The sequence below is a fragment of the Rhizobium sp. NPDC092011 genome, assembly GCF_044756305.1.
In the GTDB taxonomy this organism is placed as follows: domain Bacteria; phylum Pseudomonadota; class Alphaproteobacteria; order Rhizobiales; family Rhizobiaceae; genus Rhizobium.
The window spans coordinates 1,445,611-1,471,744 of the sequence record NZ_JBIVSO010000001.1 but is presented as its reverse complement, the minus strand read 5'-3'; the positions used below and the strand labels follow the sequence as shown (position 1 = coordinate 1,471,744).

Annotated in this window: 25 protein-coding genes; 17 read left to right on the top strand and 8 right to left on the bottom strand. The window is 60.1% G+C overall.

Going from position 1 to position 26,134, the window contains the following annotated elements:
- Positions 1–50: 50 nt before the first annotated feature.
- Entirely contained in the window at positions 51–1,250 is a 1,200-nt protein-coding gene (gene cml, locus ACIQJ2_RS06750) for a CmlA/FloR family chloramphenicol efflux MFS transporter (protein WP_400668049.1), read from the bottom strand.
- Between the two features lie 340 nt (positions 1,251–1,590).
- Here cml and ACIQJ2_RS06745 point away from each other — a divergent pair, with 340 nt between their 5' ends.
- On the top strand, positions 1,591–3,093 hold the full coding sequence (locus ACIQJ2_RS06745) for a globin-coupled sensor protein (protein ID WP_199144240.1): 1,503 nt from the start codon (positions 1,591–1,593) through the stop codon (positions 3,091–3,093).
- A 94-nt stretch (positions 3,094–3,187) separates the two neighbouring features.
- Here ACIQJ2_RS06745 and ACIQJ2_RS06740 read toward each other — a convergent pair whose 3' ends face one another.
- Positions 3,188–4,066: a LysR family transcriptional regulator gene (locus ACIQJ2_RS06740; protein WP_400668043.1), complete on the bottom strand. Its 879-nt coding sequence runs from the start codon at positions 4,064–4,066 to the stop codon at positions 3,188–3,190.
- A gap of 170 nt (positions 4,067–4,236) precedes the next feature.
- On the opposite strand from ACIQJ2_RS06740, the gene bla reads away from it, so the two are divergent.
- From bla to ACIQJ2_RS06700, 8 genes are all read left to right on the top strand, one after another.
- Complete coding sequence (gene bla / locus ACIQJ2_RS06735) at positions 4,237–5,130, top strand: class A beta-lactamase (protein ID WP_400668040.1); 894 nt, start codon at positions 4,237–4,239, stop codon at positions 5,128–5,130.
- A 109-nt stretch (positions 5,131–5,239) separates the two neighbouring features.
- Positions 5,240–6,430 carry a class C beta-lactamase gene (gene ampC, locus ACIQJ2_RS06730; RefSeq protein WP_400668692.1) on the top strand — a complete coding sequence of 397 codons (1,191 nt, stop codon included), beginning with the start codon at positions 5,240–5,242 and terminating at the stop codon, positions 6,428–6,430.
- A 544-nt stretch (positions 6,431–6,974) separates the two neighbouring features.
- Complete coding sequence (locus ACIQJ2_RS06725) at positions 6,975–7,364, top strand: hypothetical protein (RefSeq protein WP_400668038.1); 390 nt, start codon at positions 6,975–6,977, stop codon at positions 7,362–7,364.
- Between the two features lie 203 nt (positions 7,365–7,567).
- Positions 7,568–8,257: a GntR family transcriptional regulator gene (locus ACIQJ2_RS06720; RefSeq protein ID WP_400668689.1), complete on the top strand. Its 690-nt coding sequence runs from the start codon at positions 7,568–7,570 to the stop codon at positions 8,255–8,257.
- Between the two features lie 68 nt (positions 8,258–8,325).
- Positions 8,326–9,840 carry a putative N-acetylmannosamine-6-phosphate 2-epimerase gene (locus ACIQJ2_RS06715; RefSeq protein WP_400668036.1) on the top strand — a complete coding sequence of 505 codons (1,515 nt, stop codon included), beginning with the start codon at positions 8,326–8,328 and terminating at the stop codon, positions 9,838–9,840.
- Between the two features lie 47 nt (positions 9,841–9,887).
- Entirely contained in the window at positions 9,888–11,213 is a 1,326-nt protein-coding gene (locus ACIQJ2_RS06710) for an extracellular solute-binding protein (protein WP_400668033.1), read from the top strand.
- A 52-nt stretch (positions 11,214–11,265) separates the two neighbouring features.
- Positions 11,266–12,132 (top strand): carbohydrate ABC transporter permease, encoded by an 867-nt coding sequence (locus ACIQJ2_RS06705; protein ID WP_400668030.1) that lies wholly within the window; start codon positions 11,266–11,268, stop codon positions 12,130–12,132.
- Positions 12,133–12,954, top strand: coding sequence for a carbohydrate ABC transporter permease (locus ACIQJ2_RS06700; protein WP_400668027.1), 822 nt, complete (start codon positions 12,133–12,135; stop codon positions 12,952–12,954). It abuts the gene before it with no gap.
- 96 nt (positions 12,955–13,050) lie between these two features.
- Here ACIQJ2_RS06700 and ACIQJ2_RS06695 read toward each other — a convergent pair whose 3' ends face one another.
- From ACIQJ2_RS06695 to ACIQJ2_RS06675, 5 genes are all read right to left on the bottom strand, one after another.
- Positions 13,051–13,572, bottom strand: coding sequence for an AAA family ATPase (locus ACIQJ2_RS06695; RefSeq protein ID WP_400668024.1), 522 nt, complete (start codon positions 13,570–13,572; stop codon positions 13,051–13,053).
- A gap of 236 nt (positions 13,573–13,808) precedes the next feature.
- Entirely contained in the window at positions 13,809–14,789 is a 981-nt protein-coding gene (locus ACIQJ2_RS06690) for a branched-chain amino acid ABC transporter permease (protein WP_400668021.1), read from the bottom strand.
- Positions 14,786–15,694: a branched-chain amino acid ABC transporter permease gene (locus ACIQJ2_RS06685; protein ID WP_199144256.1), complete on the bottom strand. Its 909-nt coding sequence runs from the start codon at positions 15,692–15,694 to the stop codon at positions 14,786–14,788. Before ACIQJ2_RS06685 ends, ACIQJ2_RS06690 begins: the two co-directional genes overlap by 4 nt.
- Positions 15,691–16,440 (bottom strand): ABC transporter ATP-binding protein, encoded by a 750-nt coding sequence (locus tag ACIQJ2_RS06680; protein WP_400668018.1) that lies wholly within the window; start codon positions 16,438–16,440, stop codon positions 15,691–15,693. Before ACIQJ2_RS06680 ends, ACIQJ2_RS06685 begins: the two co-directional genes overlap by 4 nt.
- Positions 16,437–17,234: an ABC transporter ATP-binding protein gene (locus ACIQJ2_RS06675; RefSeq protein ID WP_400668015.1), complete on the bottom strand. Its 798-nt coding sequence runs from the start codon at positions 17,232–17,234 to the stop codon at positions 16,437–16,439. The genes ACIQJ2_RS06680 and ACIQJ2_RS06675 overlap by 4 nt, the downstream gene beginning before the upstream one ends.
- A 122-nt stretch (positions 17,235–17,356) precedes the next feature.
- On the opposite strand from ACIQJ2_RS06675, the gene ACIQJ2_RS06670 reads away from it, so the two are divergent.
- The 8 genes from ACIQJ2_RS06670 (at position 17,357) to ACIQJ2_RS06635 (ending at position 24,550) form a co-directional block, all read left to right on the top strand.
- Positions 17,357–18,091, top strand: coding sequence for a GntR family transcriptional regulator (locus tag ACIQJ2_RS06670; RefSeq protein WP_199144264.1), 735 nt, complete (start codon positions 17,357–17,359; stop codon positions 18,089–18,091).
- Complete coding sequence (locus ACIQJ2_RS06665) at positions 18,088–18,576, top strand: DUF3830 family protein (protein WP_400668012.1); 489 nt, start codon at positions 18,088–18,090, stop codon at positions 18,574–18,576. Before ACIQJ2_RS06670 ends, ACIQJ2_RS06665 begins: the two co-directional genes overlap by 4 nt.
- A 1-nt stretch (position 18,577) precedes the next feature.
- Positions 18,578–18,931 carry a TIGR04076 family protein gene (locus ACIQJ2_RS06660; RefSeq protein ID WP_199148936.1) on the top strand — a complete coding sequence of 118 codons (354 nt, stop codon included), beginning with the start codon at positions 18,578–18,580 and terminating at the stop codon, positions 18,929–18,931.
- Positions 18,932–18,936: 5 nt separating this feature from the next.
- Positions 18,937–19,992 carry an aldo/keto reductase gene (locus ACIQJ2_RS06655; protein WP_400668010.1) on the top strand — a complete coding sequence of 352 codons (1,056 nt, stop codon included), beginning with the start codon at positions 18,937–18,939 and terminating at the stop codon, positions 19,990–19,992.
- Complete coding sequence (locus ACIQJ2_RS06650) at positions 19,989–20,417, top strand: hypothetical protein (RefSeq protein ID WP_400668007.1); 429 nt, start codon at positions 19,989–19,991, stop codon at positions 20,415–20,417. The genes ACIQJ2_RS06655 and ACIQJ2_RS06650 overlap by 4 nt, the downstream gene beginning before the upstream one ends.
- Positions 20,418–20,467: 50 nt before the next feature.
- The gene (locus tag ACIQJ2_RS06645) at positions 20,468–21,724 is read left to right on the top strand and encodes an ABC transporter substrate-binding protein (protein ID WP_400668004.1); all 1,257 of its coding nucleotides are present in this window, start codon (positions 20,468–20,470) and stop codon (positions 21,722–21,724) included.
- A 136-nt stretch (positions 21,725–21,860) separates the two neighbouring features.
- Positions 21,861–23,159 carry an NAD(P)/FAD-dependent oxidoreductase gene (locus ACIQJ2_RS06640; protein WP_400668003.1) on the top strand — a complete coding sequence of 433 codons (1,299 nt, stop codon included), beginning with the start codon at positions 21,861–21,863 and terminating at the stop codon, positions 23,157–23,159.
- Positions 23,160–23,320: 161 nt separating this feature from the next.
- Positions 23,321–24,550 carry an SfnB family sulfur acquisition oxidoreductase gene (locus ACIQJ2_RS06635; protein WP_400668687.1) on the top strand — a complete coding sequence of 410 codons (1,230 nt, stop codon included), beginning with the start codon at positions 23,321–23,323 and terminating at the stop codon, positions 24,548–24,550.
- 107 nt (positions 24,551–24,657) lie between these two features.
- On the opposite strand, the gene ACIQJ2_RS06630 is transcribed toward ACIQJ2_RS06635, so the two are convergent.
- On the bottom strand, positions 24,658–26,130 hold the full coding sequence (locus ACIQJ2_RS06630; protein WP_400668000.1) for a nucleobase:cation symporter-2 family protein: 1,473 nt from the start codon (positions 26,128–26,130) through the stop codon (positions 24,658–24,660).
- Positions 26,131–26,134 lie beyond the last annotated feature (4 nt).

Sequence of the window (26,134 nt, the reverse complement as noted above, 5' to 3'; positions counted from 1 at the left end):
TTTTGCGGGTAGTCTTTTTGGATATATCGCGATAGAGATGCGCTGGCTCCCTATCGGGTTTTCGGCTCGCGACGCTTGAGCAGGACCTGCGCGACCAGCACCAGCAATGCCATTGTGGTGGAATAGGTCACCAACGGCCAGGCGCTGTCGCCATCCAGAATGGTGACTGACAACGTTCCCCCGATACTCACGATCAGGCTCTGGATGCAGGAATAGAATGCAACTGCAGATCCAGCGGTGTCACCGAACTCCGCAAGGGCGCCGTTGGCTGTAACAGAGGCAGCAAACACGATTCCGACTGCCATGATCCAGACCGGCAGCAGAAAGCTTGCAAAGGACGGAGACCCGAAGACCTGGCCGACGGCGAGAAGTGCCGCGCCACAGATGAGCATCAGCATGCCTCGCGTCACGCAACCCGGGATGCCCCATCTTGCAACCATGCGCCTCGCGAATCGTGTCGTGACAATCATCACGCCGGCAACGGTCGCGAAGGCGAGGCTGAAGCCGAACTCCGAATAGCCGGCATGTCCAATCAAAACACGCGGCGCAATCGAGAAGAATACGAAGAACGTCCCCATCACGGCGCTGAAGGCCAAGGTGTAGACCCAGAAGGGGAAACTGGCGAAGATCGGCAAGACTGATCGCCGCGAATTCACGGAGACGGGCGGCCGCGTTTCGTGCCACCAAACCGTCGCATTGATCGCCGCCGTCAGCGTCAGCAAGGCGAGCAGCACGAAGATCGCACGCCACCCAAAGCTGTTGGCTACGACGGCCCCGACGATCGGTCCGAGAGCTGGCACGAACGAAAGTATAGCACCGAAGGCACTGTAGATGACAACGCCCTCCTCGCGATCGGCATAGACGTCGCGAACCGTTGCAAATGTCGCGACCAGCACCGCCGATGCGCCGCTGGCCTGCAGTAGGCGGCAGAAGACGAAGGTGCCGGCCGTCGATGAGCATGCAGCGCCAAGGGACGCGGCGGCGAAAAGAACAGCGCCGAAAAGCAGCACCGGACGACGGCCGATGCGATCCGAAATCGGGCCGAAGATGATCTGCCCGACACCGAGGATAATCATGTAGCCGCTCAGCGTCAGCTGGATCACTGAAGGCGACGTGTTCAAAATGCCCGGCATCGCCGGTACAACTGGAAGATAGATATCCATGGCCAGTGAGGCGAGGACATCGAAGGGCGCCATCAGCAGCAATGCCGCCGACAGCGAATAGGCCCATGAGGGGCGGTCATAAGACATAAGAATATATCCGCTCGAAGGAGAAATCGGGCGGCGACTGCCTACGGTCTCGGTCTGGATGGGATCGACAGGACGCCGCAACAACAAAGTGAGCTGTTGCGGCTTATCTATCTGCTGATTTTAGGCTTCCCATGCCAAACGCTCCACGGCGAAAGAATTGATGATGCGGATCGCACTTAGCAGATCGAACCAACCCTAGCAATGATGCGCCACCTTGCCAGCGTGCCGGCGGGTGCGCTGAAATGCGCAGGTCCAAGCACCCGAAATAACCCGTCAATCTAATGAATTCTTAACCATGACTGTGGCCTAACTGGTTGTAATTTCTTTATTGGAGCAGATCATGTCGCGTGCATCGAAAATGAACGAGTTGGATGATCGTCTCGACTTCGTAGGACTGGGCCAGGATGCTCGCCAGGCCTTGACGGAGTTGCAGCCGATTATCGAACTTGCCGTCAAAGGTTCTCTTGATGTCTTCTACGAGAAGATTACCAAGCACCCGGAGATGGCGAAGTTCTTTTCATCTCCGCAGCATGTGGCGCATGCCAAATCCAAGCAGCAGGAACACTGGAAGACCATCGCATCGGGCAAATACAGCCCCGACTATGTGGATGCCGTGTCTGCCGTTGGCCGGACGCATGCGCGCCTCGGGCTCGAGCCGCGTTGGTACATCGGCGGTTATGCCGTCATCCTCGAAGGCATGGTGCGGGCAATCGTCGCGCAACAGCTCAAGGGGATGCTACAGCGCAAGCACGAGCAGGCTCTGTCACGGCGGCTCTCTGCCGTCCTCAAGGCCGCCCTCGTCGACATGGACTTCGGCATTTCCGTCTATCTCCAGGTGCTTGCCGACGAACGCGACCGCGCGGAAACCGAACGGGCGGCAGCACAGCAGGAGCAGCAACGCGCGCTCAACGCGCTCGGCGTTGCCCTGAATGGCCTGGCAAACGGCGATCTTACGGCTGATATCACCGAAGCTCTATCCGCCGAATTCGAGATCCTGAAGAGCAACTATAACGAATCGCTGACTTCCCTCGGAACGGCGATGCGGCATATCGAGGATTCAGTGACCCGCGTTCGCGACGAAGCCGGCTCGATCTCGTCCGCCGCCGACAACATGGCGCGGCGCACGGAACAGCAGGCATCTGCGCTTGAGGAAAGTGCAGCCGCCATCGAGCAGATTACCACCATCTCGGAGCAGACGGCCGAGCGAACCCGCGAAGTACAGGCAATCGTCAAGGAATCGGCCTCCGAAGCCGAACGGTCGCGGCAGGTCGTTCAAGAGGCGGTCTCGGCCATGGACGATATCGAAACCTCATCGCGCAAGATGACCGACATTATCTCCGTCATCGATGATATTGCCTTCCAGACCAATCTTCTGGCGCTGAATGCCGGCGTCGAGGCAGCAAGAGCCGGCGAGCAGGGCAAAGGCTTTGCCGTCGTTGCCCAGGAAGTTCGTGAACTCGCCCAGCGCTCCGCCACTGCAGCAAAGCAGATCAAGGACCTGATCGACCGCTCGTCCAACGACGTCCGTCGCGGCGTCGAACTTGTCAACCGCACTGGCGAAGCATTGGAACTCATTGGCAACCAGGTGGCCTCCATCGATCGCAACGTCGGCGCCATCGCGCGCTCGACGCAGGAGCAGGCCGTCGGCATCAGCGAGATCAATTCGGCAGTCCGCAACATGGATCAGATGACGCAGCAGAATGTGGCGCTGATGGAAGAAACCAATGCCTCGACCCGCCATCTGGCTGACATCAGCAACGAGCTCGCCGGATTGGTCGGTCGTTTCAAGACAGTCCGCTCGGGCTCCCGGACGGGCGCCGTCAGGTTGAAGCTCGCCAGCTGAGGGCTGCCGCCAGCCACTTGAAACCGAGCCCGCTGAGGGATTTGGCATCGCACGGCTCCGGACACAGGTCCGGGGCCGCTTTCGGCTGTTCACCTTACGCCGGCATCTCCTCAATTTCCGCGATAACCCACTGCCGGAACGCCTTCATCGACGCCGTTTCCGCACGCGACTTCAGTCGCGTCAGCCAATAGCTTCCGGTCATAGCGGTGATTCGGAATGGCTGCATGATTCGCCCGGCCTCGATGTCGTGGGAAAACATCGCAACGGGAACGAGAGCGACGCCGACGCCGCGCGCAGCAGCCTCGACCAGCGTCAGCGACGAATCGAACATCCAGCCTCGAAGATGAGGAGGCGGCAAGCCTGCTGCCCTGAACCACAGCGCCCATTCGTCGATCCGGTATGATCGTAGCAATTCAAGTTCGGCAAGATCCGTAGGGATGCGCAACCGCTCGCCCATGGCAGGCGTGCAAACCGGCGACAGCGGCGCGTCCATCAAGTGAATGGCCTCGGTTCCGTGCCAGGCGCCATCGCCGAAGCGCATGAAGAAATCCAGTCCGTCGAGCACCATGTCGGCCCGGTTGTTATTGGTCTTCAAGCGCAGGTCGATGTGCGGATGCTGCGCCTTGAAGCTGCCAAGCCTCGGCAGGAGCCAGCCGATGGCGAAAGTGCCGACGACGCCGACCGTCAGGATCTCGGCAAAATTTCCCTCCTCCAGCTGGCTGAGCGTCGCGCTCATGCGGCGAAAGGCGTCGGTCAGCACCGGCAACAGCGCGTGCCCCTCGTCGGTCAGCGCCAGGCCGCGTGGCAGGCGCTTGAAGAGCGTCACTCCCAGCACGTCCTCCAGCGCCTTGACCTGATGGCTGACGGCGGTCTGCGTGACGCGAAGCTCCAGACCCGCCCGCGTGAAGCTGCAATGGCGCGCCGAGGCTTCAAAGACGCGCAGCGCATTCAGCGGAAGCTGTGAGATGTCCATTGTGTCCTAAGCCCAAGTTTTTCTCATGCCTAAGCCCAAAATTGATCGTTTGTCTAGGGCACGAAGCAACGGCATAGTCCGCCTCGCAAGGTGATTTGCAGGGTCTCAACGACGTCTACGGAGCCTGACGTACCAGCCCTCTGCTCAACAAAAATCGAATTGGAACCACGATGACGATCTTATTGTCGCGCCGGCAGAGCCTTGCCGGCGGCTTGCTCGCGCTCCCCGTTTTGGCGGGGATTAGCGGAGTTGGACACGCGGCGGACGATAACTCCGGTGAAGCGCAGCTTGCGGCACTCGAAAGCAAGCATCCCGGGCGCCTCTGCGTCAGCATTCTCGACATGGCAAGCGGCAAGCGCGTCGAGCATCGCGCCGGCGAGCGCATCCTGATGTGCAGCACGTTCAAGGCGCTTCTGGCGGCTCTGGTGTTGGCGCGTGTCGATAAGGGCGAAGAAAGACTGGATCGGCGTATTCGCTATACGAAAAGCGATCTCGTGAGTAACTCGCCGGCAACTGAACTGAATGTTGGCGACACGGGCATGACCGTCGCTGAACTCTGTGTAGCCGCCATCACACTCAGCGACAACGCGGCAGCAAACCTCCTGCTTGCCAGCTCCGGCGGCCCGAAGGCGTTGACCGCATTCTGCCGCAGCCTCGGCGACGAAATCACACATCTCGACCGTATAGAGCCGGAATTGAACTATCACGATTCACCGGGCGACGAGCGCGACACGACGACGGCTGCTGCCATGCTGGAGAACCTGCGGCGTCTCCTGTTCACGGATGTCTTATCGCCGGCGTCGCGATCGCAGCTGGCGGCATGGTTGATCATGACGAAGACGGGCGACGCGCGCCTGCGTGCAGGTCTTCCGAAGAATTGGCTGGCCGGCGACAAGACGGGAACGAACGATGACAAGTTCGGCAACGCCAACGATATCGCGGTGCTGTGGCCATCGAACCGTGCACCCATCATCGTCACGGCCTATTGCGAGATACCTGGAATAAGCTCTGACGAACGCAACGCCGTCATCGCCGAGATCGGCCGCATCGCGGCAGCGATCTGAACCCCGCATATCGGAGGACGGCAATCCCGGCCTGGCGTTGCCGTCCAAATCATCTCTCTGCCGCGTCGTCAGTACCGGCGGCTCCTAAAATAAGGACATCATCTTGAACATGCATTTCATTCCGTTGCGGAAGCTCGGCATTGCCGCCTGCTGCCTTAGCTACGGCGTTGCGGCCCATGCCGCAGGCGCTAACAATGAAGATCGCCTCCGGCAGGTCGTCGATGCAGCCATCCGCCCACTCATGAAGGAAAACGACATTCCCGGCGTGGCCCTCGCGATCAGCATCAAGGGCGAACGTCATGTGTTCAACTACGGCGTCGCCTCAAAGGAAACCGGTCAGAAAATAACGAACGATACGATTTTCGAGATCGGCTCCGTCAGCAAGACCTTTACCGCAGCGCTGGCTTCTTACGCGCAGGTAAGCGGAAAGCTGTCCTTCTCGGACAAGGCGACGAAATATATGCCTGAACTTGCCGGAAGCAGCTTCGACAAGATCAGCCTGCTTGATCTCGGCACCTATACCGCCGGTGGCCTGCCTCTGCAGTTCCCGAACGAGGTGTCCGATCAGGACAAGATAGTCGCCTATTATCGCAACTGGCACCCCTCCTACGCGCCCGGCAGCTATCGGCAATATTCCAACCCCAGCATCGGCCTGTTTGGCTATCTGGCCGCACGAGCCATGGGCGAGCCGTTCGACACGCTGATGCAGGACAAGATCCTTGTCGGCCTCGGCCTCGAACATACCTATGTTCACGTCCCGGCCGCTGAGATGCGCAATTATGCCTATGGCTATTCAAAGCAGGGCAAACCCATGCGCGTTGGCCCCGGCGCTCTTGATGCTCAGGCATACGGCATCAAGACCACGGCCTCCGATATGCTCAGCGTCCTCGAAATCAATATGGATAGTTCGAAGCTCAAAGACGGAAGCCTGCAGCGCGCGATCGCTGAAACCCATGTGGGCCACTATACTGTGGGGAATATGACCCAGGCTCTGGGCTGGGAGACCTACGCCTATCCGACGACCCTTGCCCGCCTGCTTGGCGGCAATTCATCCGACATGGCCCTTGAGCCGCATAAGACCGAGCCGCTCAACACGCCGCAACATCAGAAAAAGGACATCTTGCTCAACAAGACCGGGTCGACGAACGGCTTCGGCACCTACACCGTCTTCATTCCCTCGCAGCAGATCGGCATCGTATTGCTGGCAAACAAGAACTACCCCATCCCCGAACGGGTCAAGGCGGCATACAAAATCCTGACCGCCGTCAAAAACCTGTCGGCCCCTGGCAGTGCGCAGTAAAGGGCATAATTGCCGTCTCCCGCCTCATCCATAAAACGGCCGGCTCTCGAAAAAATCTCGAGGGCCGGCCATCATTCCATCTGTTGATTTCTATCGGTTACTGGGCACCTGGCGCGGGGCAGCATCTGCTTGGGAGGCTTCTGTCCCGTTGAGAAACTCCTGCAGGAGCCGGGTAATCCGCTCTGGCGAAGTGCCCTTGGCATATTCTTCCTGCATCCGGCGTCTAACTAACATTTCCAAGACTGACATGTCTTTCACCTCATAAATCCGGCGCAAGGCAAATGTCGCTCTCATTGGCACGAGAGGCAAGTTGCAGTTTTTTCATGGTTTTGCCCCGCAAATGTCGAAGTTGCCCCGCATCGCGCCAGGGCCGCGGACATCCGCCGGTTTCGAACCCAAGCGCGATCATTCTCCCCTTGCCAAACATCGACGCATCGTAGATTTGAAAGCGGCCAAACGGTCGGTTGTTTGCGCTTCGTTAACCTCAGTGCTTTAGCGGGCCACACCCCGGCCTTTGAATGAGGTCGCATGCAAGGAATGAATAATGCCCGTAAAGAAGAATTCTGCCTCCGATGTTTTCCAACGCAAGATCTCGGATTTTTGTGATCTGAGGCTCGCGCCGCTGCTGCAGCCGCGCAGTTTTGAAAATCTCAAGGGCTTCATGATCGGGCTCATCGTCTTCCAGTCGCGTCCTCCACTGCGCGCAGGGCGCATCGATTTTCAAGAAATCGCATCACTCTGCGGCATGGACGCCGAAATGAGTCCGGAGGTCAAACGGGCCGCCCAGCCCGGCTTCGATGCGATTCTGCGCTGGCTTGGAGTAACCAAGGCCAAGACAACCGTGATCACCCCCACCACCGCCAAAAGCCCGCTGCGCGTGGCCGGCAAGACGAGCGTGACCAGGCTGCCGGAACGCCGGTCCATCGCATCATAAGCCCCGGGCCGCAAAAGCCGGCCCTTTCTCCTTGGGGCATCCATTTCTTCCTCTCTCGACAGATCACGAAAAGCTCGCCAGAATAATACCAGTAGCGAACAGGATGAAATTTTCTCCATGCTCGCCTCATGGAAGGATGTTGCATCTTGGCGACCGATATTATTGAGCTGATCAGGAACGAGTTCACCGCCGCCGCGCTGGAGATGCCTCTCTACAAGAGGCTCAAGACGGCGATCGAAAGCGCCGTTCGCAGCAATGCTTTCAAATCCGGCTCGGCTCTACCGGGCGAACGGTCCATAGCCGAGGCGCTTTCGCTATCGCGCGTGACCGTTCGCAAGGCGCTGGCGATGCTGGAGGAGGAAGGCATGCTGAGCCGGCGGCAGGGTGCACGCAGCGAAATCGGCAATCGCGTCGAGAAGTCGCTGTCGACGCTGACCAGCTTTTCCGAGGATTTGCGGGCACGGGGAATGGAGCCGGGCTGCGTATGGCTTTCCAAGCAGTTAAGCCGCCCGTCGCCGACGGAAATGATGGCGTTGGGCATCTCTGCAAACGCACAGGTTCTGCGCATGCGCAGGGTGCGAACGGCAGATGGCGCCCCGATCGCCGTCGAACACGCGGCCGTGCCCGTACGCTTCCTCCCCTCGCCCTCTTCCGTCGGTGATTCCCTATATGATGCGCTCGCCCAGCGCGGCTTTCTACCAAGACGGGCGGTTCAGAGAATGCGCGCACGCGCCGCCTCCGTTGAGGATGCTCTGCATCTGCGCTGCGAGCCCGGAGCGCCGATCCTGACGACGGAACGGCGATGCTTTCTCGCCGACGGCGAAATCGTTGAATATTGCGAAACGCGCTACAAGGGCGAGGTCTATGACTTCGTCTTCGAGCTCCAACGATAATACCAGTTTAAAACCGGTTGCTTTCCGGTAACCTTCGTCTATCGTGACACTCCGAAAAGGGGTGCCGAATGCGTAAGGAAGATCTCAATCTAAGCCTCATCGTCTCATGTCAGCCGGTTCCTGACGGAGCCATGGATGAAGCCATTTTCGTCAGCGGCTTCGCTCGGGCAGCCCTCGCCGCTGGAGCGCGGGCACTACGTATCGAATCTGCGGCCTATGTCGCCGCTGTGAGAGCCGCCGTCGACGCACCGATCATCGGCATCGTCAAACGCGACCTCGATGACAGTCCGGTCCGCATCACTCCCTTCGTCGCCGATGTCGAGGCACTGGCCGACGCAGGCGCCGACATCATTGCCTTCGACGCAACCGACCGGCCACGGCCTGCGACGATCGAGGTGCTGCTTGCCACCATCAAGGCCCGCGGCTTGCTATCGATGGCAGACTGCTCCTGCCTGGAAGACGCCAAGCGCGCGCTTGCGGCCGGCGCCGATTTCGTCGGCACGACCATGTCCGGTTACGTCGGCGGCCCGGAGCCGGTGGAGCCGGATATCGCCCTCATCGCCGCCATGCGGCAACTGACCCCCTACGTGATCGCCGAGGGCCGTATCCGCACTCCCGAACAGGCAGCGGAGGCGGTCAATGCCGGCGCTGGTGCCGTCGTCGTCGGTTCGGCGATCACGCGGACCGAACATGTGACGTCATGGTTTCACGATGCCGTCTCCGCCGCCTTCTCACAGAGGGAAACGGCAACCCTTGCGATCGATATCGGCGGCACCAAGACGCTTGCGGCACTTGTGCGCGGAACGCAGGTCCTGGCCGAAACGACGATCATGACCAGCCGGGCGGCCGGTCCCGATACCTGGTTGGCCGATATCGCCGAGCATGCAGCGGCCTGGAAGGGTCGGTTCGAGCAGGTGGGCATTGCAGCGACCGGACTTATTCGTGATGGGCGCTGGTCTGCGCTTAACCCCGCCACCCTTACGATCCCGGATGGCTATCCCCTGGTTGCACAGGCCAGCAGATTGTTCGGCAAGCCGGCCTTCGCCGTCAACGATGCCCAAGCGGCGGCCTGGGGCGAGTACCGGTTCGGTGCCGGCAACAATGAAGATACGGTGTTTCTGACAATTTCCACCGGAATCGGCGGCGGCGTTGTCGTCAATGGGCGCCCGTTGCTCGGCCTTGCGGGTCACTTTGGCCTGCTTCGTGCCCCGACACAGGGTCAGTCTCCGCTTGAAGATGTTGTTTCCGGCCGTTGGATGGCGGCCGAAGCTGCTACGGCTGGACACCCGGCCGAGGCGCCGGAAATATTCGAGCAGGCGCGCCGTGGCGAGATCTGGGCACAGGCCATCATCGCGCAATCGGCTTCTCGTGTTGCCTTCCTATGCCGAGACATCCAGATGATGTTTGCTCCAAAACGTATCGTCATCGGCGGTGGCATAGGTCTGGCACCTGGCTACCTCGAAGCCGTTCGAGCCCAGTTGACGGAGCTTCCTTTACATCTCGCACCGCATCTGGTGGCCGCAAGCCTTGGCCCACGAGCCGGTATCATCGGTGCCGCGGATCTGGCCGGACGCCATCGCTAAACAAGCCTGCATACGTCAATCAACAACGATAAAGAGAGGGAACTACGATGAAATTCAAGCATATATCGTCTGCGCTGCTGGCCGTGATGCTGTCGGCAACTGCCCTGCCAGGTTTGGCAAACGCCAAGGTCGTGGTCCTCGGTTGGCCAGGCGGCTCCGAGGAAACCGCGCTGCGCGCCACGACAGATTTATACAACAAGACGGCATCGGATGCCGACAAGGTCGAGTTGCTGTTCTTCAACCGCGACGGCTTCTTTGACAAGCTGCAGGCCGACATGGCAGCCGGCTCGAATGCCTTCGACGTCAATCTCGTCGCGACCTATTCGATCGGCCGCTATGCGCCCTATATGGAGCCGATCGAGCTCAATGCCGACGCGTCGAAGGTATTTGGCGATACCGTCCTGAAGACGATGCAATTCGACGGCAAGCAATATGGCGTGCCGACCGACCTTTCGCTGCACTTCATGTACTATCGCAAGGATCTCGTTGATGCGCTCATGGCCGATCCGGAGGCCAAGGCGAAATATGCCGAGATTTCGAAGAAATTCCTCGGCAAGGAGCTTGCGCCCAAGCAGCCTGACGATTGGACATGGGACGACTGGGCAGCCACCTCGCTCTATTTCAGCAAGCAGGTCAACCGCCAGAGCCCGGTCCGCTACGGCACCGTGCTGCAGATGAAGAACCTTCTCTTCAACATGATGGTCTTCCAATCCCTGCCGCGCTCCTATGGCGGCGACTGGATGGATGCCAGCGGCAACGTCACGATCGATTCGGATGCCTACAAGACGGCGCTGAAGCTCTACAAGACGCTCTATGACGCCGGTGCTTCGCCGAAGGATTCGCTAAGCTACGAATATGCAGAAACCAATGCGGCCTATAGCTCCGGGCAGGCGGCAACCGCATTGCAGTGGAATGCCGCCGCGGCCGAGCTCACCGATCCGAAGAAGTCTCCTGCCGTCGCCGACGTTACCGGCGTCGTCGCGCCTCCAGCCGGTCCGAACGGCCGCGCCGACCATATTCACGGTCTTGGCCTCGGCCTGAACAAGAACGCCAAGAACAAGGAAGGTGCAATCAAGTTCCTGACGTGGCTTTCTTCCGAGGATGCGGCTCTGGCCTATGCCCGTGCTGGCGGATCGCCCGCTCTGACGCCCGACGTCGTCGCCAAGGTAGCCAAGGAGCGTCCGGATCTGGTCAAGCTCGGTGAGTTCGCCAGCAAGTACGGCTACGTCATGACCGGAGCCACCTCCGCCAAGGCGTTGTCGGTCTATGAACTGCAGGCCAAGGAGTTTACCGGCTACTGGTCAGGCCAGCAGAGCCTCGAGGACGCCCTTGCCCACACCAAGGCGGGCATGCAGGATCTCCTGAAGAAATAAGGACAGAGACCGGGTGCCAGCAACAGGGCACCCGGTCGCTGCGGCTGACAATATGGCTCTTGTAAAACGCACCGAAGGCAGGCTCTACCTGACACCGCTTGTCGGGTTTCTGCTGCTGTTTCTCGGCTTTCCGGCTCTCCTCAATCTTGTCTATTCCGTTTCGACGGTTTCATTCGAGACATTGCGCAGCCCGCAGATCAGCGGATTTGGCAACTACGTCATCGCGCTGACGGAGCCGGCCTTCTGGCAGTCGGTATGGTTCTCGTTGCGCTTCGGCATCATCACCGCCGTCAGCGAGTGCCTGCTCGGCCTTTTTCTGGCGATTTTCCTGAGGCCGCTGCTTTCGGTCCGGCCTGTGCTGATGGCGCCGCTCATGCTGCCGTTGATGGTGGCTCCCGCCATGGTCGGCCTGATGTACCGGCTCGTGCTGCACGAATTTGCCGGACCTGTTCCCTATTACCTGTTCGAATGGTTCGGCGACAGTCCGGCGTTCCTCGACTACACCAATGCCTTTCGCACACTCATCGTCATCGAAGTGCTGCAATGGACGCCGTTTGCCTTCCTGCTCTTTTACGTCGCCTATATCGCCATCCCGGCAGACGTGCATGAGGCGGCGGCGCTCGACGGCGCGACCGGTCTGCAGCGGCTTTGGCGCATCGATCTGCCGCTGATGGTTCCGACACTCGTCGTTGCCTTCTTCATCCGCTTCATCGATGGCTTCCGCGTTTTCGACAATGTCTATGCCTTGACAGGAAGCGGCGCGGGCGGCTCCACCACCTCGCTTTCGATCTACATCTATCAGGCCTTCTTCAAGGAGGGTGCCATCGGCAAGGCGGTTGCCGCTTCCGTCGTCCTGTTCATCACCTCGCTCCTGGTCCTTTATGGTCTGAACTGGCTGGGCGCCCGGAGGAAGAGATAGATGCTGAAATCACTCCGCTGGATCGTCTATGGCGTCGTCGTGCTTGCCATGAACTTCCCGATCATCGTGACGCTCATCACATCGTTCAAGACGGCACGGGAGATTTCCAGCAATCCCGGCCTGTGGATCGAGCAGCCGACGCTGGACAACTATGTCAGGGTCTTCACGGATACCGAGCGGTTCAACATCTTCCTTTACCTTGCCAACAGCACCGCGGCCGCTCTTATCGGCACGGCGCTCGCAATCCTGCTCTCCTTCCCTGCGGCCTATGTCATCACGCGTAGCGAGACGGGGCAGAAGCTTCTGCTTCCTCTCGTCATCAATCTCCGCGCCGTACCCCTCATCGTTTTCGCGATCCCGCTTTACATGATGTATCAATGGCTCGGCCTGCTGGACACGCGGATCGGCCTTGGGCTCATCCTGACGATCGTCAACATACCGCTTGCACTGGTCATGCTGGTCAATGCCATCAATGACATACCGACGGAACTCGACGAGGCAGCCATGGTCGATGGCGCCAGCGTCTTCCAGATCATGCTCCAGGTTATCAGGCCGGTCGTGCAGCCGGCGCTCGTGACCACTTTCATCTTTGGCTTCATCACCGCCTGGAACGAGTTCCTCTTCGGATTGATGCTGACGACCAATCAAGCCGTTCCCATGACGGTCGGAGCCTCGTTCTTCTTCGCTGCAAGCGGCGGCGGCGTGCAATGGGGCATGGCTTCCGCCGTCATGATAATCGGAGCCCTACCCCCCGCGCTCCTCGGCCTCGTGATGTACCGGCAATTGTCGGGCTCGATGACCGCTGGCGCGGTCAAAGGTTAGCTCGCATCCGCATCGGCGGCTTTGTGCCTTTGTTTGTCGGGCGCCGAGGTCGGGCGCGACCCCGGCACGGCCCGACTTCGATAGGGCGGCGACATCTCAAGCCGACCTGGAGATGACGTTGAATCCCTCCGTCTTCGTTGGCGGCACGAAATAGCTGGAGATCTGCTCGAATTCGGCATCCGAGGCTGCGAAGTCATGCGTTCCGGCTGCATTGCGGGCACGAAGACGCGCCTTGCAGACATCGTCAGGCACATCGAGGAAATGCAGGCGGTGATCGGCATCGGCTGCCTCGAAAAGCGTCCTCATCCAAGCTCGCATCGCGACCGTGTTCGCCGGAAAATCCAGCACGACAGATACCCCAGCACGGAGCAGATCCTGAACGTGGGGACCGACCGCCTCGCGCAGTCGCCGCGAGCAGCGGATGTAGTCTCCAACATCCTTCATTTCGGGACTGAACAGACGGCTGAGCCAAAAATCCTCGCTGATAACAACGGTGGAGGGCATTTGCCCCAGCTCGGCAGTGAGGGTGGATTTTCCAGCAGCAATCTTTCCGCACACCATGTGCAAAACCGCGCGATTGGTAACCTGAGGGACGCTATCGAATTCCTGATCTGACATTTCCGACTCCGGGAAAGCCCACGAGACGGAAAAAAGAAAACCCGCCTGAGGGCGGGTTGCTTTATTTGGACAACAGAAATCCTACCCACCATTCATCGAATGGCGAGAATAATCTCAAACTTGGCGGTGTGTAGGTTGTCCATATCTTCCAGTATCATATGCACCTCCGCCGTCAATGTTCGATCCACTCCCTCACGCGTGCGGATGCGGACTGCTCCCCCTATCAGACGGCAACCTCAAGGGGTGCGGCCTTCGTCCACCATTGACGATGATTGCTGCGCCGGCGGCCGGCGGCGAGGCCCATCACCCAAAATTCCACCCGGGCGCACCAGCAGAATTACGCAAAGCATGACGCCGATTGCCACGATCTGCAGCGAGGCGGCGCGAGCCTGCTGTTCAGGAGAGAAGAGTGCGCTCGTCAGCGCGCCGGAGCCTGCCCAGATTGCCCAGACCGCGACGCTACCGATGATGGCTCCCTTGTTGCTGCCGGAGCCACCGACGATGAGCATGACCCAGACCTGAAAGGTCAGGATCGGAAGATAGTTGTCCGGCGCGATAAAGCCGATGAAATGCGCCTGTATGGCGCCGGCCAGCCCCATGATCGCACCGCCGACGGCGAAAGCCTGAACGCGATAGAAGCGCGCACTCTTGCCGAGTGAGACGGCGGCGCGCTCATCTTCACGCAAAGCTTTCAGAACGCGTCCCCAGGGGCTGCGCGCCAAATGCTCGAGCGCAAAATATGCAATCAACAGCACGGCAACCACGACGCCGAGGTTGGCGAAGTTGAAGAGCAACGGTGTCTCGGCAAGGCTGGAGAACGGGCGCGGAATGAAGCCGATACCGAACGGACCGCCCGTCAGCCTTTGCGCATTCAGCGCCACAAGCTGAACGACCACAGCCACACCGAAGGTCGTTATCGCCAGATAATCCGATTTCAAACGCAGCGTCGCCACGCCGATGATGGCCGCGGCAATACCGGCGACCACCATCGCTCCAAGCCAACCGACGAGGATTGGCAGATCGAATCCGCCGAAGCGACCGGCGGTATCCGGCGTCGTCAACAAAGCTGACGTATAGGCGCCAATGGCGACGAAGCCGGCGAGACCGACATTGAAGAGGCCCGTCAGCCCCCACTGCAGGTTCAGGCCGAGCGTGATGAAGGAAAAGATCAGCGCCGTGGTCAGGAAGAAAGCGCCGTAGCCAACAATATCCATCATCGCTCTCTCACTCCGAAAAGGCCGATCGGCCGAATGAACAGCACCGCCATCAGGATGATGAAGGAGATGGCAGCGCGCCATTCCGCCCCGACAAGCTGAACTGCAGCCGCTTCTGCAAGACCGATGATCAGGCCGCCGAGAACTGCGCCCGGCACGCTGCCGATCCCGCCGAGAATGGCGGCGGCAAACATCGGCAGCAGCATGTCGAAGCCCATCAGCGGGCGGATCTGCACGAGAATGCCGATCATGACACCAGCAACACATGCGAGCCCTCCACCGATCAGCCAGGTGACGCGCACGACCCTGGCGACATCGATGCCGACGACGCGGGCAAGCGCCGGGTTCTGGCTGAGTGCCTGCATGGAGCGGCCCGTCTGCGTTCTGGTCATCAGAAGATGCACGCCCAGGACGAGAAGTGCCGTGATGATCAGCAGCGCGATCTGATCGGGCGTGATGCGAATACCGAAACCGACAGGCATGGCGATCTGGATGGCACGACTGAAATAGGCTGGCCGCGACGTGAAGAAGAATTCCAACAGACTGCGCAGCGCCATGGAAGCACCGAAGCTCGCCATGACGACGATGATCGACTGACCCTTGGCCCTCAGCCTGGAGAACAGGACTTTATCAAGCGCAAGAGCAAGAACGCCGGTAAAACCCATTGCGGCGATAACCGCGACAATCAGCGGCCAGCCGAAGGAGAGCGGGCCGATTGGCGCAACCTTCCCGAAGATCGCACCGATCGCACTGACGACGGCAAGCGTCGCATAGGTTCCCCAGGCCATGAAATCGCCATGGGCGAAATTCGAGAAGCGCAGAATTGAATAGGTCAGCGTCACGCCGATGGCGCCAAGTCCGATCATGGACCCCGTCAGCAATCCGTCGACGATGAATTGCAGGTTCATGCCGCACCTCCTGTTCTAGGGGCCGCAGGTCTCTGGCCGAGATAGAGCTCCGCGACGACGGGGTCGTTCCAGAGTTCGGAGGCTACGCCCTCATGCCTGTCCTTGCCTTCGACAAGCACATAGGCGCGATCGCCGATGGCAAGCGCCGCCTTGGCATTTTGCTCGACCAGCAGAATGGTGACGCCCGATTTGCGGATCTCGGTCAACATGTCGAAGACCATCGAGACGAATTTCGGCGACAGGCCGGCCGATGGTTCATCGAGAACAAGAAGCTTGGGGTGAACGATGAGCGCGCGCGCAACGGCCAGCATCTGACGTTGTCCGCCGGAAAGATTGCCGGCAGCGATGCGGCGATGGCGGGCGAGATCCGGAAAGGTCGCGTACATCTCTTCGATGCGGACGGGAACCTCCTTCGGCTTCAGAATGCCTCCTGCCACCTTCAGATTGTCCTCGACGGACATCAGCGGGAAGACATTCTCCGTCTGCGGCACGAAGGCAAGACCGAGCCGCACCATATTATGCGCCGGCGCGCGGGTGATATCTCTGCCAGCCAACTGCACCGCGCCGCTTTCAACCGGAACAAGACCGGCGATCGCCTTGATGAAGCTCGATTTTCCGGCGCCGTTCGGACCGAGAACGACGACGATCTCCTTTTCGGCGACGGCAATCGAAGCGCCGCGAACGATCGGCACGCCCGGTTCATAACCGGCGACGAGATCGCGAACGATGAGGACAGGTTCGCTCATGCTGCGCCTCCCAGATAGGCTTCGATGACGCGTGGATCACGGGCCACCTCTTCCGGCGTGCCCTCGCAGAGCAGCTGGCCGCTCGCCATGACAAGCACGCGATGACAGAGGCGTGTCACCATATCGATATTGTGCTCGATCAACAGAAACGTGACGCCGCGCTGATTGATGTCGCGGATGCGGTCGATGATGGTCTCGAGAAGCGTGGCGTTGACGCCGGCGGCGGGCTCATCGAGCAGAATGAGGGCCGGATCGGCCATCATCACGCGGGCAAGCTCCAGCAACTTGCGCTGCCCGCCGGACAGCACTCTTGCCGGCTCATGGGCCAGGCGCGTCAAATGAACGAGATCGAGCAGCTCCATTGCCTTGGCATAGGCGGCCTTTTCCTGCTCGGCCACTTTCCACGGCCGCAGGAAATTGGACAGCAGGCGCTCGCCAGCCTGATCCTGGGCAGCCAGCATGACATTGTCGAGGAGCGTCAGATTGGGGAAAGGGCGCGGAATCTGGAACGTGCGGCCAAGCCCGCGACCGATCCGCCGATGGGCTGCCTCGCCCGCAACAACTGCACCATTCAAGACGATCTCGCCGCTGCTCGGCGCGACGCTGCCGGCCAATAGATCGAACATCGTCGTCTTGCCGGCGCCATTCGGGCCGATCAAGCCCAGAATTTCGCCTTGCCGCACATCGAACGAGACATCGCCGACGGCGGTGATGCCGCCAAAGCGGCGCACCACATTCTTTGCGCTCAGAACGGGCCGGGTTTCCTCCCCATGCCGTTCACTTGTCGTACTCATGAGATCCCTCTGGCCGGAAGACGGTCGCTGCCGCTCCCTGATTATTTGATTTGTGATCACACTTGCATTGATCACGCTAATCAGCTTTAATCCACTCTGCAAGCCGAAAAAAGGGATTTCGAATGCAAAAGGCCACCGCCGACAAGAGCGATCCGATTGCCGCACAGCTTGCGCCCGTGGGCCGCGAAACGGTACAGGACCGCGTCTATTCCGAGCTGCGCCGCGCGCTGATCGGCGGCCTGTTCGAACCGAGCCAGGTGCTGACGATCCGTGGCCTTGCCGATGCTCTGATGACAAGCACGATGCCGGTGCGTGAAGCACTCGGCCGGCTGATTACCGAAAAGGCGCTGGAGGCCCTCCCCAATCGATCGGTTCGCGTGCCGCCAATCACGCTCGAGCGCATGGACGATCTTCTGCGTGCCCGCATCCTCATCGAGGGTGAAGCCATAGCTCTCGCGGCCACTCGCATGACTTCACGCCAGATCGCCACCATCGAGAGCATGCTCGGCGAATGGGACGAGATGCGCGCGCTGAAGCAAAAGAAGGACGTCGACCGCGAGGTGACGCTCAACCAGGCTTTCCATTTCGAGATCTACCGCGCTTGCGGTTCGGCCGTGCTGATCCCGATGATCGAGAGCCTGTGGCTGCAGTCCGGTCCCTGTATCCGTGTCGCCATCTACGCCTTCTCCGACGCCGGCGAAGTCGACACCGCCCATTATCACCGCACCATCGTCAAGGCGATGGCCGCGCAGGACGCCAAGGAAGCCCGCGATGCGCTCGTCGCAGATATCAGCCGGCCCTTCACCTTCCTGCGCAGCAAACTGGAAGCAGAAGCCAAGAAGGGCATTTCCGCATGAGCCAACGCGCCATCAAGATTACCGAACCACGTTCCGGCCTCAGCGTCTTTGCGCCGCTACTGGACGCGAAGGCGCCAGACAATGCCGCATTTCTCTGGAACTATCTTAGCGAACAGCGCCTTGTCGGCGGCATCCATGCCATGTGGACCGGCCCGGAAATCTCCTGCCCGATCCCGCCGGCGCACCTGAAGGACGCCGCCTACGCCGCCGCTTTGCCGGCCGAGAATGCGACGCTGACACCGCAGCCGGGCGACATTGTGCTGAGCTATGTGCCACCACGCATGTGGGGCGGCAATCCCGATGCGATCTTCGATATCGGCCTGTTCTACGGACAGGGCGCTCGCCTGCTTTTCCCGATCGGCTGGCTCGCCGGCAGTGTCGTCGCGCAGGTGCGTGCAGAAGAGCGCGAGCAGTTTGCGGCCGCCTGCGGCGTCATCCGCCGCAACGGCGCTTGCGACGTCACCTTCGAACGTGCGGAGATTTGAGATGACAGCCGTAGCCGATGATAGTTTCGAGCTGTTCGATCTCAGGATCGAGGCCGTCATTCCTGAGGGCAAGCCGATCTATTGCGGCGCCAAGCCGGGCGACTATTTCGAGCTCAAGGGCGAAATGCTCTCCATGCCTTCGGGCCAGGGGTTTTCGATCTACTCGATATCGGCCGTGCTGCCGTTGCTCGCAGCCAAGCAGCGGCCAACCCACAGGAACGACTGGATGACGTCGGACGCAGAAATCGCCTGCCCCGACCCGAACTGCGCAAGCCGGCTGCGGATCGTCAGAACAGGCAAGCGGCGCTTCAGCCACGCCGAAACGACAGCCGTGCCGTTGCCCGAAGGAGAATGAACCGTATGACCGCCAAGACTTTTGAGCTGAGCCCCGGATACAAGATCTCCCGTGTCATTCGCGGCGGCTGGCAGCTTGCCGGCGGGCATGGCGCTATCGACCGCGCCCAAGCCGTGACCGACCTGATCGCCGCTTTCGACGTCGGTATCCGCACCTATGACTGCGCCGACATCTATACCGGCGTCGAGGAGCTGATCGGCGAGGCGCGCGAGCGGCTTCGAAACGAGCGCGGGGCAGAAGCGGCTGGGGCCATGAAAGTCCACACCAAGCTCGTACCGGATCTGGAAAAGCTTGGCTCGATCAATCGCGACTACATTCGCGGCATCGTCGACAAATCGCTGCGCAAACTGAAGACCGAACAACTCGACCTGGTGCAGTTTCACTGGTGGGACTATTCGCTGTCAGGCTATCTCGACGCACTCGGCTGGCTTGACGAGATGCGCCGGGAAGGCAAGGTGCGTAATGTCGGCACCACGAATTTCGACACGCCGCATATAGCGGAGATCCTCGCCGCCGGCATTCCGTTGGTCAGTCAGCAGCTGCAGTATTCCGTTCTCGATCAGCGCCCGGCGCATAGCCTCGCAAAGCTCGCGGTCGATAAGGACGTGAAATTCCTGTGCTACGGCTCGGTGGCCGGCGGTTTCCTCAGCGACAAATGGCTTGGCCAGCCTGAACCTGAGATGCCGCTCGAGAACCGTTCGCTCGTCAAATACAAGCTGATCATCGACGATTTCGGCGGCTGGGATCTGTTCCAGTCGTTGCTCGGCACGCTGAAAGCCATTGGGGATCGGCATGGCGTCGATATAGCCACGATCGCCAGTGCCTGGGTGCTTGGACAGCCACAGGTAGCCGCCGTTATCGTCGGCGCGCGCAATCAGGCGCATGCGCTTGCCAATGCCAAGATCATGGATATTGCGCTGTCAGATGATGATCGTCGGCAGATCGCCGGCGTGATCGCCCAGGGGCCGGGTCTTGAGGGCGACGTCTACACCTTGGAACGCGATCGCACCGGCAGGCACGGCTCGATCATGCACTACAATCTCAACGCGGGGAAAGTATGAGCCAGGAACCCTCTCTCTTTCAGAAGGCCAGCACCGAGGTCCTCGATTTCCATCGCTTTTTCGAAGGCTGGTATGATGCAGCAACGGCCGATGGCGTCGATTTCGGCCGCTGCGAGCGCACATTCGGTCGGGCTTTTCACATGATCCCGCCGACCGGGCGTGTCTTCGACCGCGCCGAGACCATCGAATTGATCCGCGCGAACCGGGCGACTTTTCAGGGTAATTTCACCATCGAGATTTCGGATATCCGCGCGACTTATGAAACCGCGGACACGATCGTCCTGACCTATATCGAGGCTCAATCGCGCGTCGGCAAATACAGCAGGCGTCAGGCGAGCGCACTCTTTACCGCAAGTTCATCGGCACCCAACGGCGTCGAATGGCAGCATCTGCAGGAAACCTGGCTGCAGATGCCGGACAACTGACAGGTTCGCAAAACAGAATGAAAATCGTTGACCGAACAAGGGGAACAAAGATGAAGAAGACGATATTTCAAATCACGACGGCTCTGGCCCTTCTCGCAGCAGCAGATGCCGCCAATGCCGCCGATTGCAAGGTGACGGTCGGTCTCGTGATGGAACTGACCGGCCCCGCCGGCGAATATGGCCAGGCGGGCGCAAAGTCCGTCGAAATGGCCTTCCGTGATATCAACGCCGCGGGCGGAGCTCATGGCTGCGATCTGGTGACGGACACGCGCGACAGCCAGAGCCAAGGCAACGTTGCCGTCGATGCGGCAACGCAGCTCGTGCAAGTGAAGAGGGTTCCCGCCGTTATCGGCGGTATCATTTCCTCGGTCACGATCCCGATCCTGACCTCCGTGACGGCGCCCGCCAAAATCGTGCAGATCTCGCCCGCCGCCTCCTCGCCGACGCTGACGGCGCTCGGCCGCGAAGGCAAGACCAACGGCATCTTCTTCCGCACCATCACCTCGGACTCGCTGCAGGGCATCGCCGCGGCCAAATACGCCATCGACAAGGGCTTCAAGAAGCTCGCGATCATTCACGTGAACAGCGACTTCGGCGTCAACATGGTCGCCGAGTTCTCGAAAGCCTACAAGGCTCTCGGCGGAACGATCGTTTCGACCACGCCCTATAACGAAAAGCAGTCGAGCTATGCGTCGGAAGTCACCGCCGGCATGGCAGGCAGCCCGGACGGCCTCTATCTCGTCAGCACGCCGGTCGACGGCGCGACCATCGCCCGCACATGGATTTCGCAGGGCGGCCCGCAAAAGTTCCTGCTCAACGATGGCATGAACAGCCCGGACTTTATCGACTCCGTCGGAGCCGATTATCTCAAGGACGCCTATGGCACCTCCTCCGGCACGACACCGACGCCCTCGACGGAATACTTCAATAAGAACTACAAGACCTTCTCCGGCATCGAGCCGACCAATCCGGCAGCAGACCGCGCCTATGACGCCGGCGCGATCGTCGGTCTTGCGCTTGCGATCGCCGGCGACGACACCTCGAAGCTGAAAGACGATATCTACAAGGTGGTCGACCCGAAGGGCACGCCGATCTATGCCGGCAAGGAAGAGTTCGCCAAGGCTCTAGGCTTGATCAAGGAAGGCAAGCCGATCCGCTACGAGGGCGTCATCGGACCTGTCTCCTTCGATCAGTATGGCGACATCACCGGCCCGTTCCGTCTGTGGAAGATTGCCGATGGCAAGGTTACCACCGATGGCGAGCTGAAGATGGAAGACGTTGCGGCCCTTAAGGACAAGATCAAGTAAGCCGATAGAAGCCATTGAAAACATGGCGAGGTGCCTGCACGGGCACCTCGCTCGGAAAACAGAGACCAACATATCCTTTCATCGGCCGGCATATCGAGACAGCGGTCTGGCTTAGGTTTTGGAAGATCATCCGCGAATGCCCAGCAGCATTGCTCGCCCCACCAATCCGACGCTATGGACGCTGACGGCCAACCCGCCTCCGGAGTTTGCCCTCACACTGCCTTCACGGTGCGACGTGGCCGTAATCGGCGGCGGCTTTACGGGCCTGACAGCGGCGCTTCATCTTGCGCGCGCCGGCCGCTCCGTCTGCGTTCTGGAAGCAGGACGATTGGGTGCCGGCGCCAGCGGCATGAATGCCGGCTTCGTCGTCCCGAATTTCGCCAAGGCGGATCCGGCCACGGTTCGGCAGAAACTGCCTCGTGAGAAGGCGGATGCGCTCCTGTCGCTCGTCGGGGCCGGGGCGGATCAGGTCTTTGCGACCATTGCCGAAGAAGGCATTGAATGTGATGCTGCTCAAACCGGCTGGCTGCAACCTGCCTATGGCGACGACATGGCTCGCATCCTGAGACAGCGAGTTCGCGATTGGACAGAGCTTGGCCGCCCGGTCGAGTTTCTCGATGCGCGGGAGATCCAAAGCGAAACCGGAATGGATCTCTATTCCGGTGGCTTGATCGATCATTCCGGCGGAACCATTCACCCCTTGAACTATCTCTATGGCCTCGCCAGCGCCGTGACGCGACATGGCGGCATGATCCGCGAAAACAGCTCGGTCGATCGCGTCGAGCAATATGGCAGCACCTGGCGGATCGCTCTCGCAGGTCAGGAGGTCGAAGCGGACAGCGTCCTTCTTGCTACGAATGCGTTCACGAGCGGTATTGCGTCGCGCATGGGGCGGACCGGCGTGCCGCTCCGGGTCTATCAAGTAGCGACCAAGCAGCTCGATGCGGAAACGATTGCCCGCATCTCGCCGCATCGCCGCCCCGTTGGCGATACCCGTTCCAATCTTTTCACCTACCGGCTCGATCGCGACAACAGACTGATCAGCGGCGGCATGGCCATCAATCCCTTAGGAGCTTTTGAGCGGGTGGGGCGAGCAGTCGTCGACAGGCTTGCATCGGAACTCCGTCTGCCCCGCCATCCTGGCGTCGAGGTCGTCTGGACCGGAACTGCCATCATGACACCGGATTTCCTGCCACGGCTCTACCGCTTTGGCGACGGCTTCTTCGGCGGCATCGGCTGCAACGGTCGCGGAATCGCCATGACGGCTCAGCTGGGTCACCTTCTTGCCAGACTGGCGCTTGGCGAGCAGGCCCAATCCCTGCCCATCCCGCTGCAGGCCGGCCGCCGGCTACCTTTCCATAGTCTCACCCCGCTTGTTGCCTCGCTGGCGCTTGCGCATGCTCGCTTCGAAGACTGGCGCGCCGGACAGCTGTAACGCGCAAGCCAGATCCGCTACCAATCGTATCGCGGGGCTTGAGATATTTATTGTCTATCATTTCTACCGATAAAGAAATGAAGCCGCAGGCCAATCTGTAAAAACGAAATGCCTTTCCTCGAAGCGCAGCTTTGAATGCGGCATCGTGACGCCGAATGAAATTGGAGTCCCCCATGAACGCGCAACTGCACCACCTCAACTCGAAGCATCCTCACGCCACCTTGCTTCAGACAGAGCAGCAGGCGCTCGCCGTCGCCCGCGAACTTGCCGGGCACTTCGCCTCGACGGCGTCGGAACGCGACAGCGAAAGACAGCTCCCCTTCACCGAGATGGACACCCTGGCACAATCGGGACTGCTAGCGATCACCGTTCCTGAGGAATATGGCGGACTTGACGTCTCCAATGCCACGCTCGCCGAAATCACCGCGATCCTCGCCCAGGCGGACGGATCGATCGGGCAGATCCCGCAGAATCATTTCTATATTCTGGAGGCCTTGCGCGTCGACGGTTCGGAAGATCAGAAACGCTACTTCTTCGGTCGCGCCCTGGCCGGCGACCGTTTCGGCAACGCATTGTCGGAGCGCAGCACGAAGACGGTCGGACACTATAATACGCGTATCACACGGGACGGTCCTGGCTATCGTATCAACGGACAAAAATTCTATTCGACAGGCGTTCTCTTTGCCGATTGGATCACGGTCTTTGCACTCGACGAAAGCGAAAAGCTCGTCATGGCCTTCGTGCCCAAAGGCACCGAAGGCGTTGAAATCATCGACGATTGGGATGGCTTTGGTCAGCGCACGACCGGCAGCGGCACCACTGTTCTCAACAATGTCTATGTGAACGCCGATTTCGTGGTCCTTCATCACAAGGGCTTCGAGCGGCCAACGACCATCGGCTCGGTCGGCCAGATCATCCATGCCGGCATCGATCTCGGCATTGCCCGCGCCGCATTTGCCGAGACGCTGGATTTCGTGAAAACGAGAGCGCGCCCCTGGATGGATAGCGGTGTCGAGCGCGCCAGCGACGATCCGCTGACGATTACCAGGATCGGCCAGATCGCCATCCGGCTGGAGGCCGCAACCGCGACCATCGAGCACGCCGGCCGCAAGGTCGATGCCGCGCAGGTCGAGACCACGGAAAAGAGAGTGATCGAAGCAACCCTGGCCGTTGCGGCAGCCAAGGTGCTGACAACGGAGATCGCCATCGAAGCGACCAACACGCTTTTCGAGCTTGCCGGCACGGCATCGGTCAAGCTCGATCTCAATCTCGATCGGCACTGGCGCAATGCCCGCACCCATACCCTCCACGATCCCGTTCGCTGGAAATATCATGTCGTCGGCAACTACCATCTCAACGACGTCGTTCCACCGAAGAACGGCGCGCTTTAAGCAAGCGCCCGAGCTAGGGCCACCCGATCGAAACGAAGCGTCACGCAGGCATAGTAAAACGGCCTGAAAGCGTGGAGGCGCTCCCAGGCCGTTTTGAGTATCCGGTGCTAATGAGCCTCTGCGACGACGAGTGGGACCTCCGAGCCATTGGCATCATAGAGCCTGCCGTTGAGGAAATAGTCGCCATCGTGGAGAACGGCGATGTCCTGATATCGGATCGAACGCTCCGTGCCTGCAACGAATACCGACTGCTGATCGGAATTTCCGGCCTTCAGATGGTTGAACAGGAGATTGAGCGTGATTGCCATCAATGCCGCCGAGCTGATGCCGGAGTGGAAGATGGTGACGACCCATTGCGGGAAATGCTCGTAGAAGGTCGGCGATGCGATCGGGATCATGCCGAAGCCGATCGAGGTCGCCACGATAATGAGATTCATGTTGTTCTCGTAGTCGACCTTGGCGAGCGTTCTGATCCCGCTTGCGGCAACCGTTCCAAACAGCACGAGGCCAGCTCCGCCAAGAACCGAGCTTGGAACCGCCGCAACGATGCGGCCCACGACGGGCAGCAATCCCAGGGCGACGAGAAACAGACCACCGGTCGCTACGACATAGCGGCTCTTGATGCCGGTCACGGCGACCAGGCCCACATTCTGCGCAAAGGCACTTTGTGTGAAAGAACCAAAAACCGGAGCGATCATGCTGGAGAGCATGTCTGCGCGCAGACCGTCGCCAAGCCGACGCGCGTCGACTTTCGTCCCGACGATCTCGCCAACAGCGAGAATGTCGGCTGACGTTTCGACGAGGATCACCATGATGACGATGAACATCGAGAGGATCGCGGCGGCATCGAATATCGGATAGCCGAAATGGAAGATTTGAGGCAGGGCGACGAAAGGCCCATTTGCCACGCGTGAGAAGTCGGTCATCCCGAGCGCATAGGCAATGCCTGTTCCGATGACGATGGCAAGCAGGATCGAAAGTCGTGATATAGCCGCACTTCCCAATTTGCTGAGCAGCAGCACAATCACAAGCGTTGCGGCGGCAAGCAGAATATTGGCCTGACTGCCGAATTCCGGCGCGTTCCTGTTGCCGCCCATGGCCCAGCCCGCGGCAACCGGCATGAGCGTCAACCCGATCGTGGTAATGACGATGCCGGTGACGAGCGGTGGAAAGAAGCGCGTAATGCGCGAGAACACCGGTGTAATGGCAAACCCGATGATCGACGCTGCGATAACCGCGCCGAGAACGACCTGGATGCCGCCATGTCCGGTAATGGCGATCATGGTCGCGACGCCAGAAAAGGATACGCCCTGCACGAGAGGAAGGCGACTACCGAAGAACGGAAGCCCGATCGTCTGCAGAATGGTCGCAAGGCCACCGGCAAAGAGCGACGCCGTGACGAGCAGGGCAACGTCGGCGGGTGCGAGGCCCGATGCCTGGCCGATAATCAGGGGAACGGCAACGATACCGCCATACATCGTGAGAACATGCTGAAAGCCGTAGGCCAGATTGGCGCCGAAACCGAGCTTTTCATCCTCGGGGGATAAATACGCGGTATTTTCCTCTGCGGGTACTGCCAAGGTA

What these genes read in the sequence shown, in the direction of transcription:
- ACIQJ2_RS06670 (WP_199144264.1), top strand. Translation starts at nt 17,357, where the DNA reads ATGCAAAAGGCCACCGCCGACAAGAGCGATCCGATTGCCGCACAGCTT.
- ACIQJ2_RS06700 (WP_400668027.1), top strand. Translation starts at nt 12,133, where the DNA reads ATGCTGAAATCACTCCGCTGGATCGTCTATGGCGTCGTCGTGCTTGCC.
- ACIQJ2_RS06645 (WP_400668004.1), top strand. Translation starts at nt 20,468, where the DNA reads ATGAAGAAGACGATATTTCAAATCACGACGGCTCTGGCCCTTCTCGCA.
- ACIQJ2_RS06690 (WP_400668021.1), bottom strand. Translation starts at nt 14,789, where the DNA reads ATGATGGATATTGTTGGCTACGGCGCTTTCTTCCTGACCACGGCGCTG.
- ACIQJ2_RS06710 (WP_400668033.1), top strand. Translation starts at nt 9,888, where the DNA reads ATGAAATTCAAGCATATATCGTCTGCGCTGCTGGCCGTGATGCTGTCG.
- ACIQJ2_RS06660 (WP_199148936.1), top strand. Translation starts at nt 18,578, where the DNA reads ATGACAGCCGTAGCCGATGATAGTTTCGAGCTGTTCGATCTCAGGATC.
- bla (WP_400668040.1), top strand. Translation starts at nt 4,237, where the DNA reads ATGACGATCTTATTGTCGCGCCGGCAGAGCCTTGCCGGCGGCTTGCTC.
- ACIQJ2_RS06685 (WP_199144256.1), bottom strand. Translation starts at nt 15,694, where the DNA reads ATGAACCTGCAATTCATCGTCGACGGATTGCTGACGGGGTCCATGATC.
- ACIQJ2_RS06740 (WP_400668043.1), bottom strand. Translation starts at nt 4,066, where the DNA reads ATGGACATCTCACAGCTTCCGCTGAATGCGCTGCGCGTCTTTGAAGCC.
- ACIQJ2_RS06695 (WP_400668024.1), bottom strand. Translation starts at nt 13,572, where the DNA reads ATGTCAGATCAGGAATTCGATAGCGTCCCTCAGGTTACCAATCGCGCG.
- ACIQJ2_RS06725 (WP_400668038.1), top strand. Translation starts at nt 6,975, where the DNA reads ATGCCCGTAAAGAAGAATTCTGCCTCCGATGTTTTCCAACGCAAGATC.
- ACIQJ2_RS06655 (WP_400668010.1), top strand. Translation starts at nt 18,937, where the DNA reads ATGACCGCCAAGACTTTTGAGCTGAGCCCCGGATACAAGATCTCCCGT.
- ACIQJ2_RS06640 (WP_400668003.1), top strand. Translation starts at nt 21,861, where the DNA reads ATGCCCAGCAGCATTGCTCGCCCCACCAATCCGACGCTATGGACGCTG.
- cml (WP_400668049.1), bottom strand. Translation starts at nt 1,250, where the DNA reads ATGTCTTATGACCGCCCCTCATGGGCCTATTCGCTGTCGGCGGCATTG.
- ACIQJ2_RS06720 (WP_400668689.1), top strand. Translation starts at nt 7,568, where the DNA reads ATGCCTCTCTACAAGAGGCTCAAGACGGCGATCGAAAGCGCCGTTCGC.
- ampC (WP_400668692.1), top strand. Translation starts at nt 5,240, where the DNA reads ATGCATTTCATTCCGTTGCGGAAGCTCGGCATTGCCGCCTGCTGCCTT.
- ACIQJ2_RS06665 (WP_400668012.1), top strand. Translation starts at nt 18,088, where the DNA reads ATGAGCCAACGCGCCATCAAGATTACCGAACCACGTTCCGGCCTCAGC.
- ACIQJ2_RS06650 (WP_400668007.1), top strand. Translation starts at nt 19,989, where the DNA reads ATGAGCCAGGAACCCTCTCTCTTTCAGAAGGCCAGCACCGAGGTCCTC.
- ACIQJ2_RS06715 (WP_400668036.1), top strand. Translation starts at nt 8,326, where the DNA reads ATGCGTAAGGAAGATCTCAATCTAAGCCTCATCGTCTCATGTCAGCCG.
- ACIQJ2_RS06680 (WP_400668018.1), bottom strand. Translation starts at nt 16,440, where the DNA reads ATGAGCGAACCTGTCCTCATCGTTCGCGATCTCGTCGCCGGTTATGAA.
- ACIQJ2_RS06675 (WP_400668015.1), bottom strand. Translation starts at nt 17,234, where the DNA reads ATGAGTACGACAAGTGAACGGCATGGGGAGGAAACCCGGCCCGTTCTG.
- ACIQJ2_RS06705 (WP_400668030.1), top strand. Translation starts at nt 11,266, where the DNA reads ATGGCTCTTGTAAAACGCACCGAAGGCAGGCTCTACCTGACACCGCTT.
- ACIQJ2_RS06745 (WP_199144240.1), top strand. Translation starts at nt 1,591, where the DNA reads ATGTCGCGTGCATCGAAAATGAACGAGTTGGATGATCGTCTCGACTTC.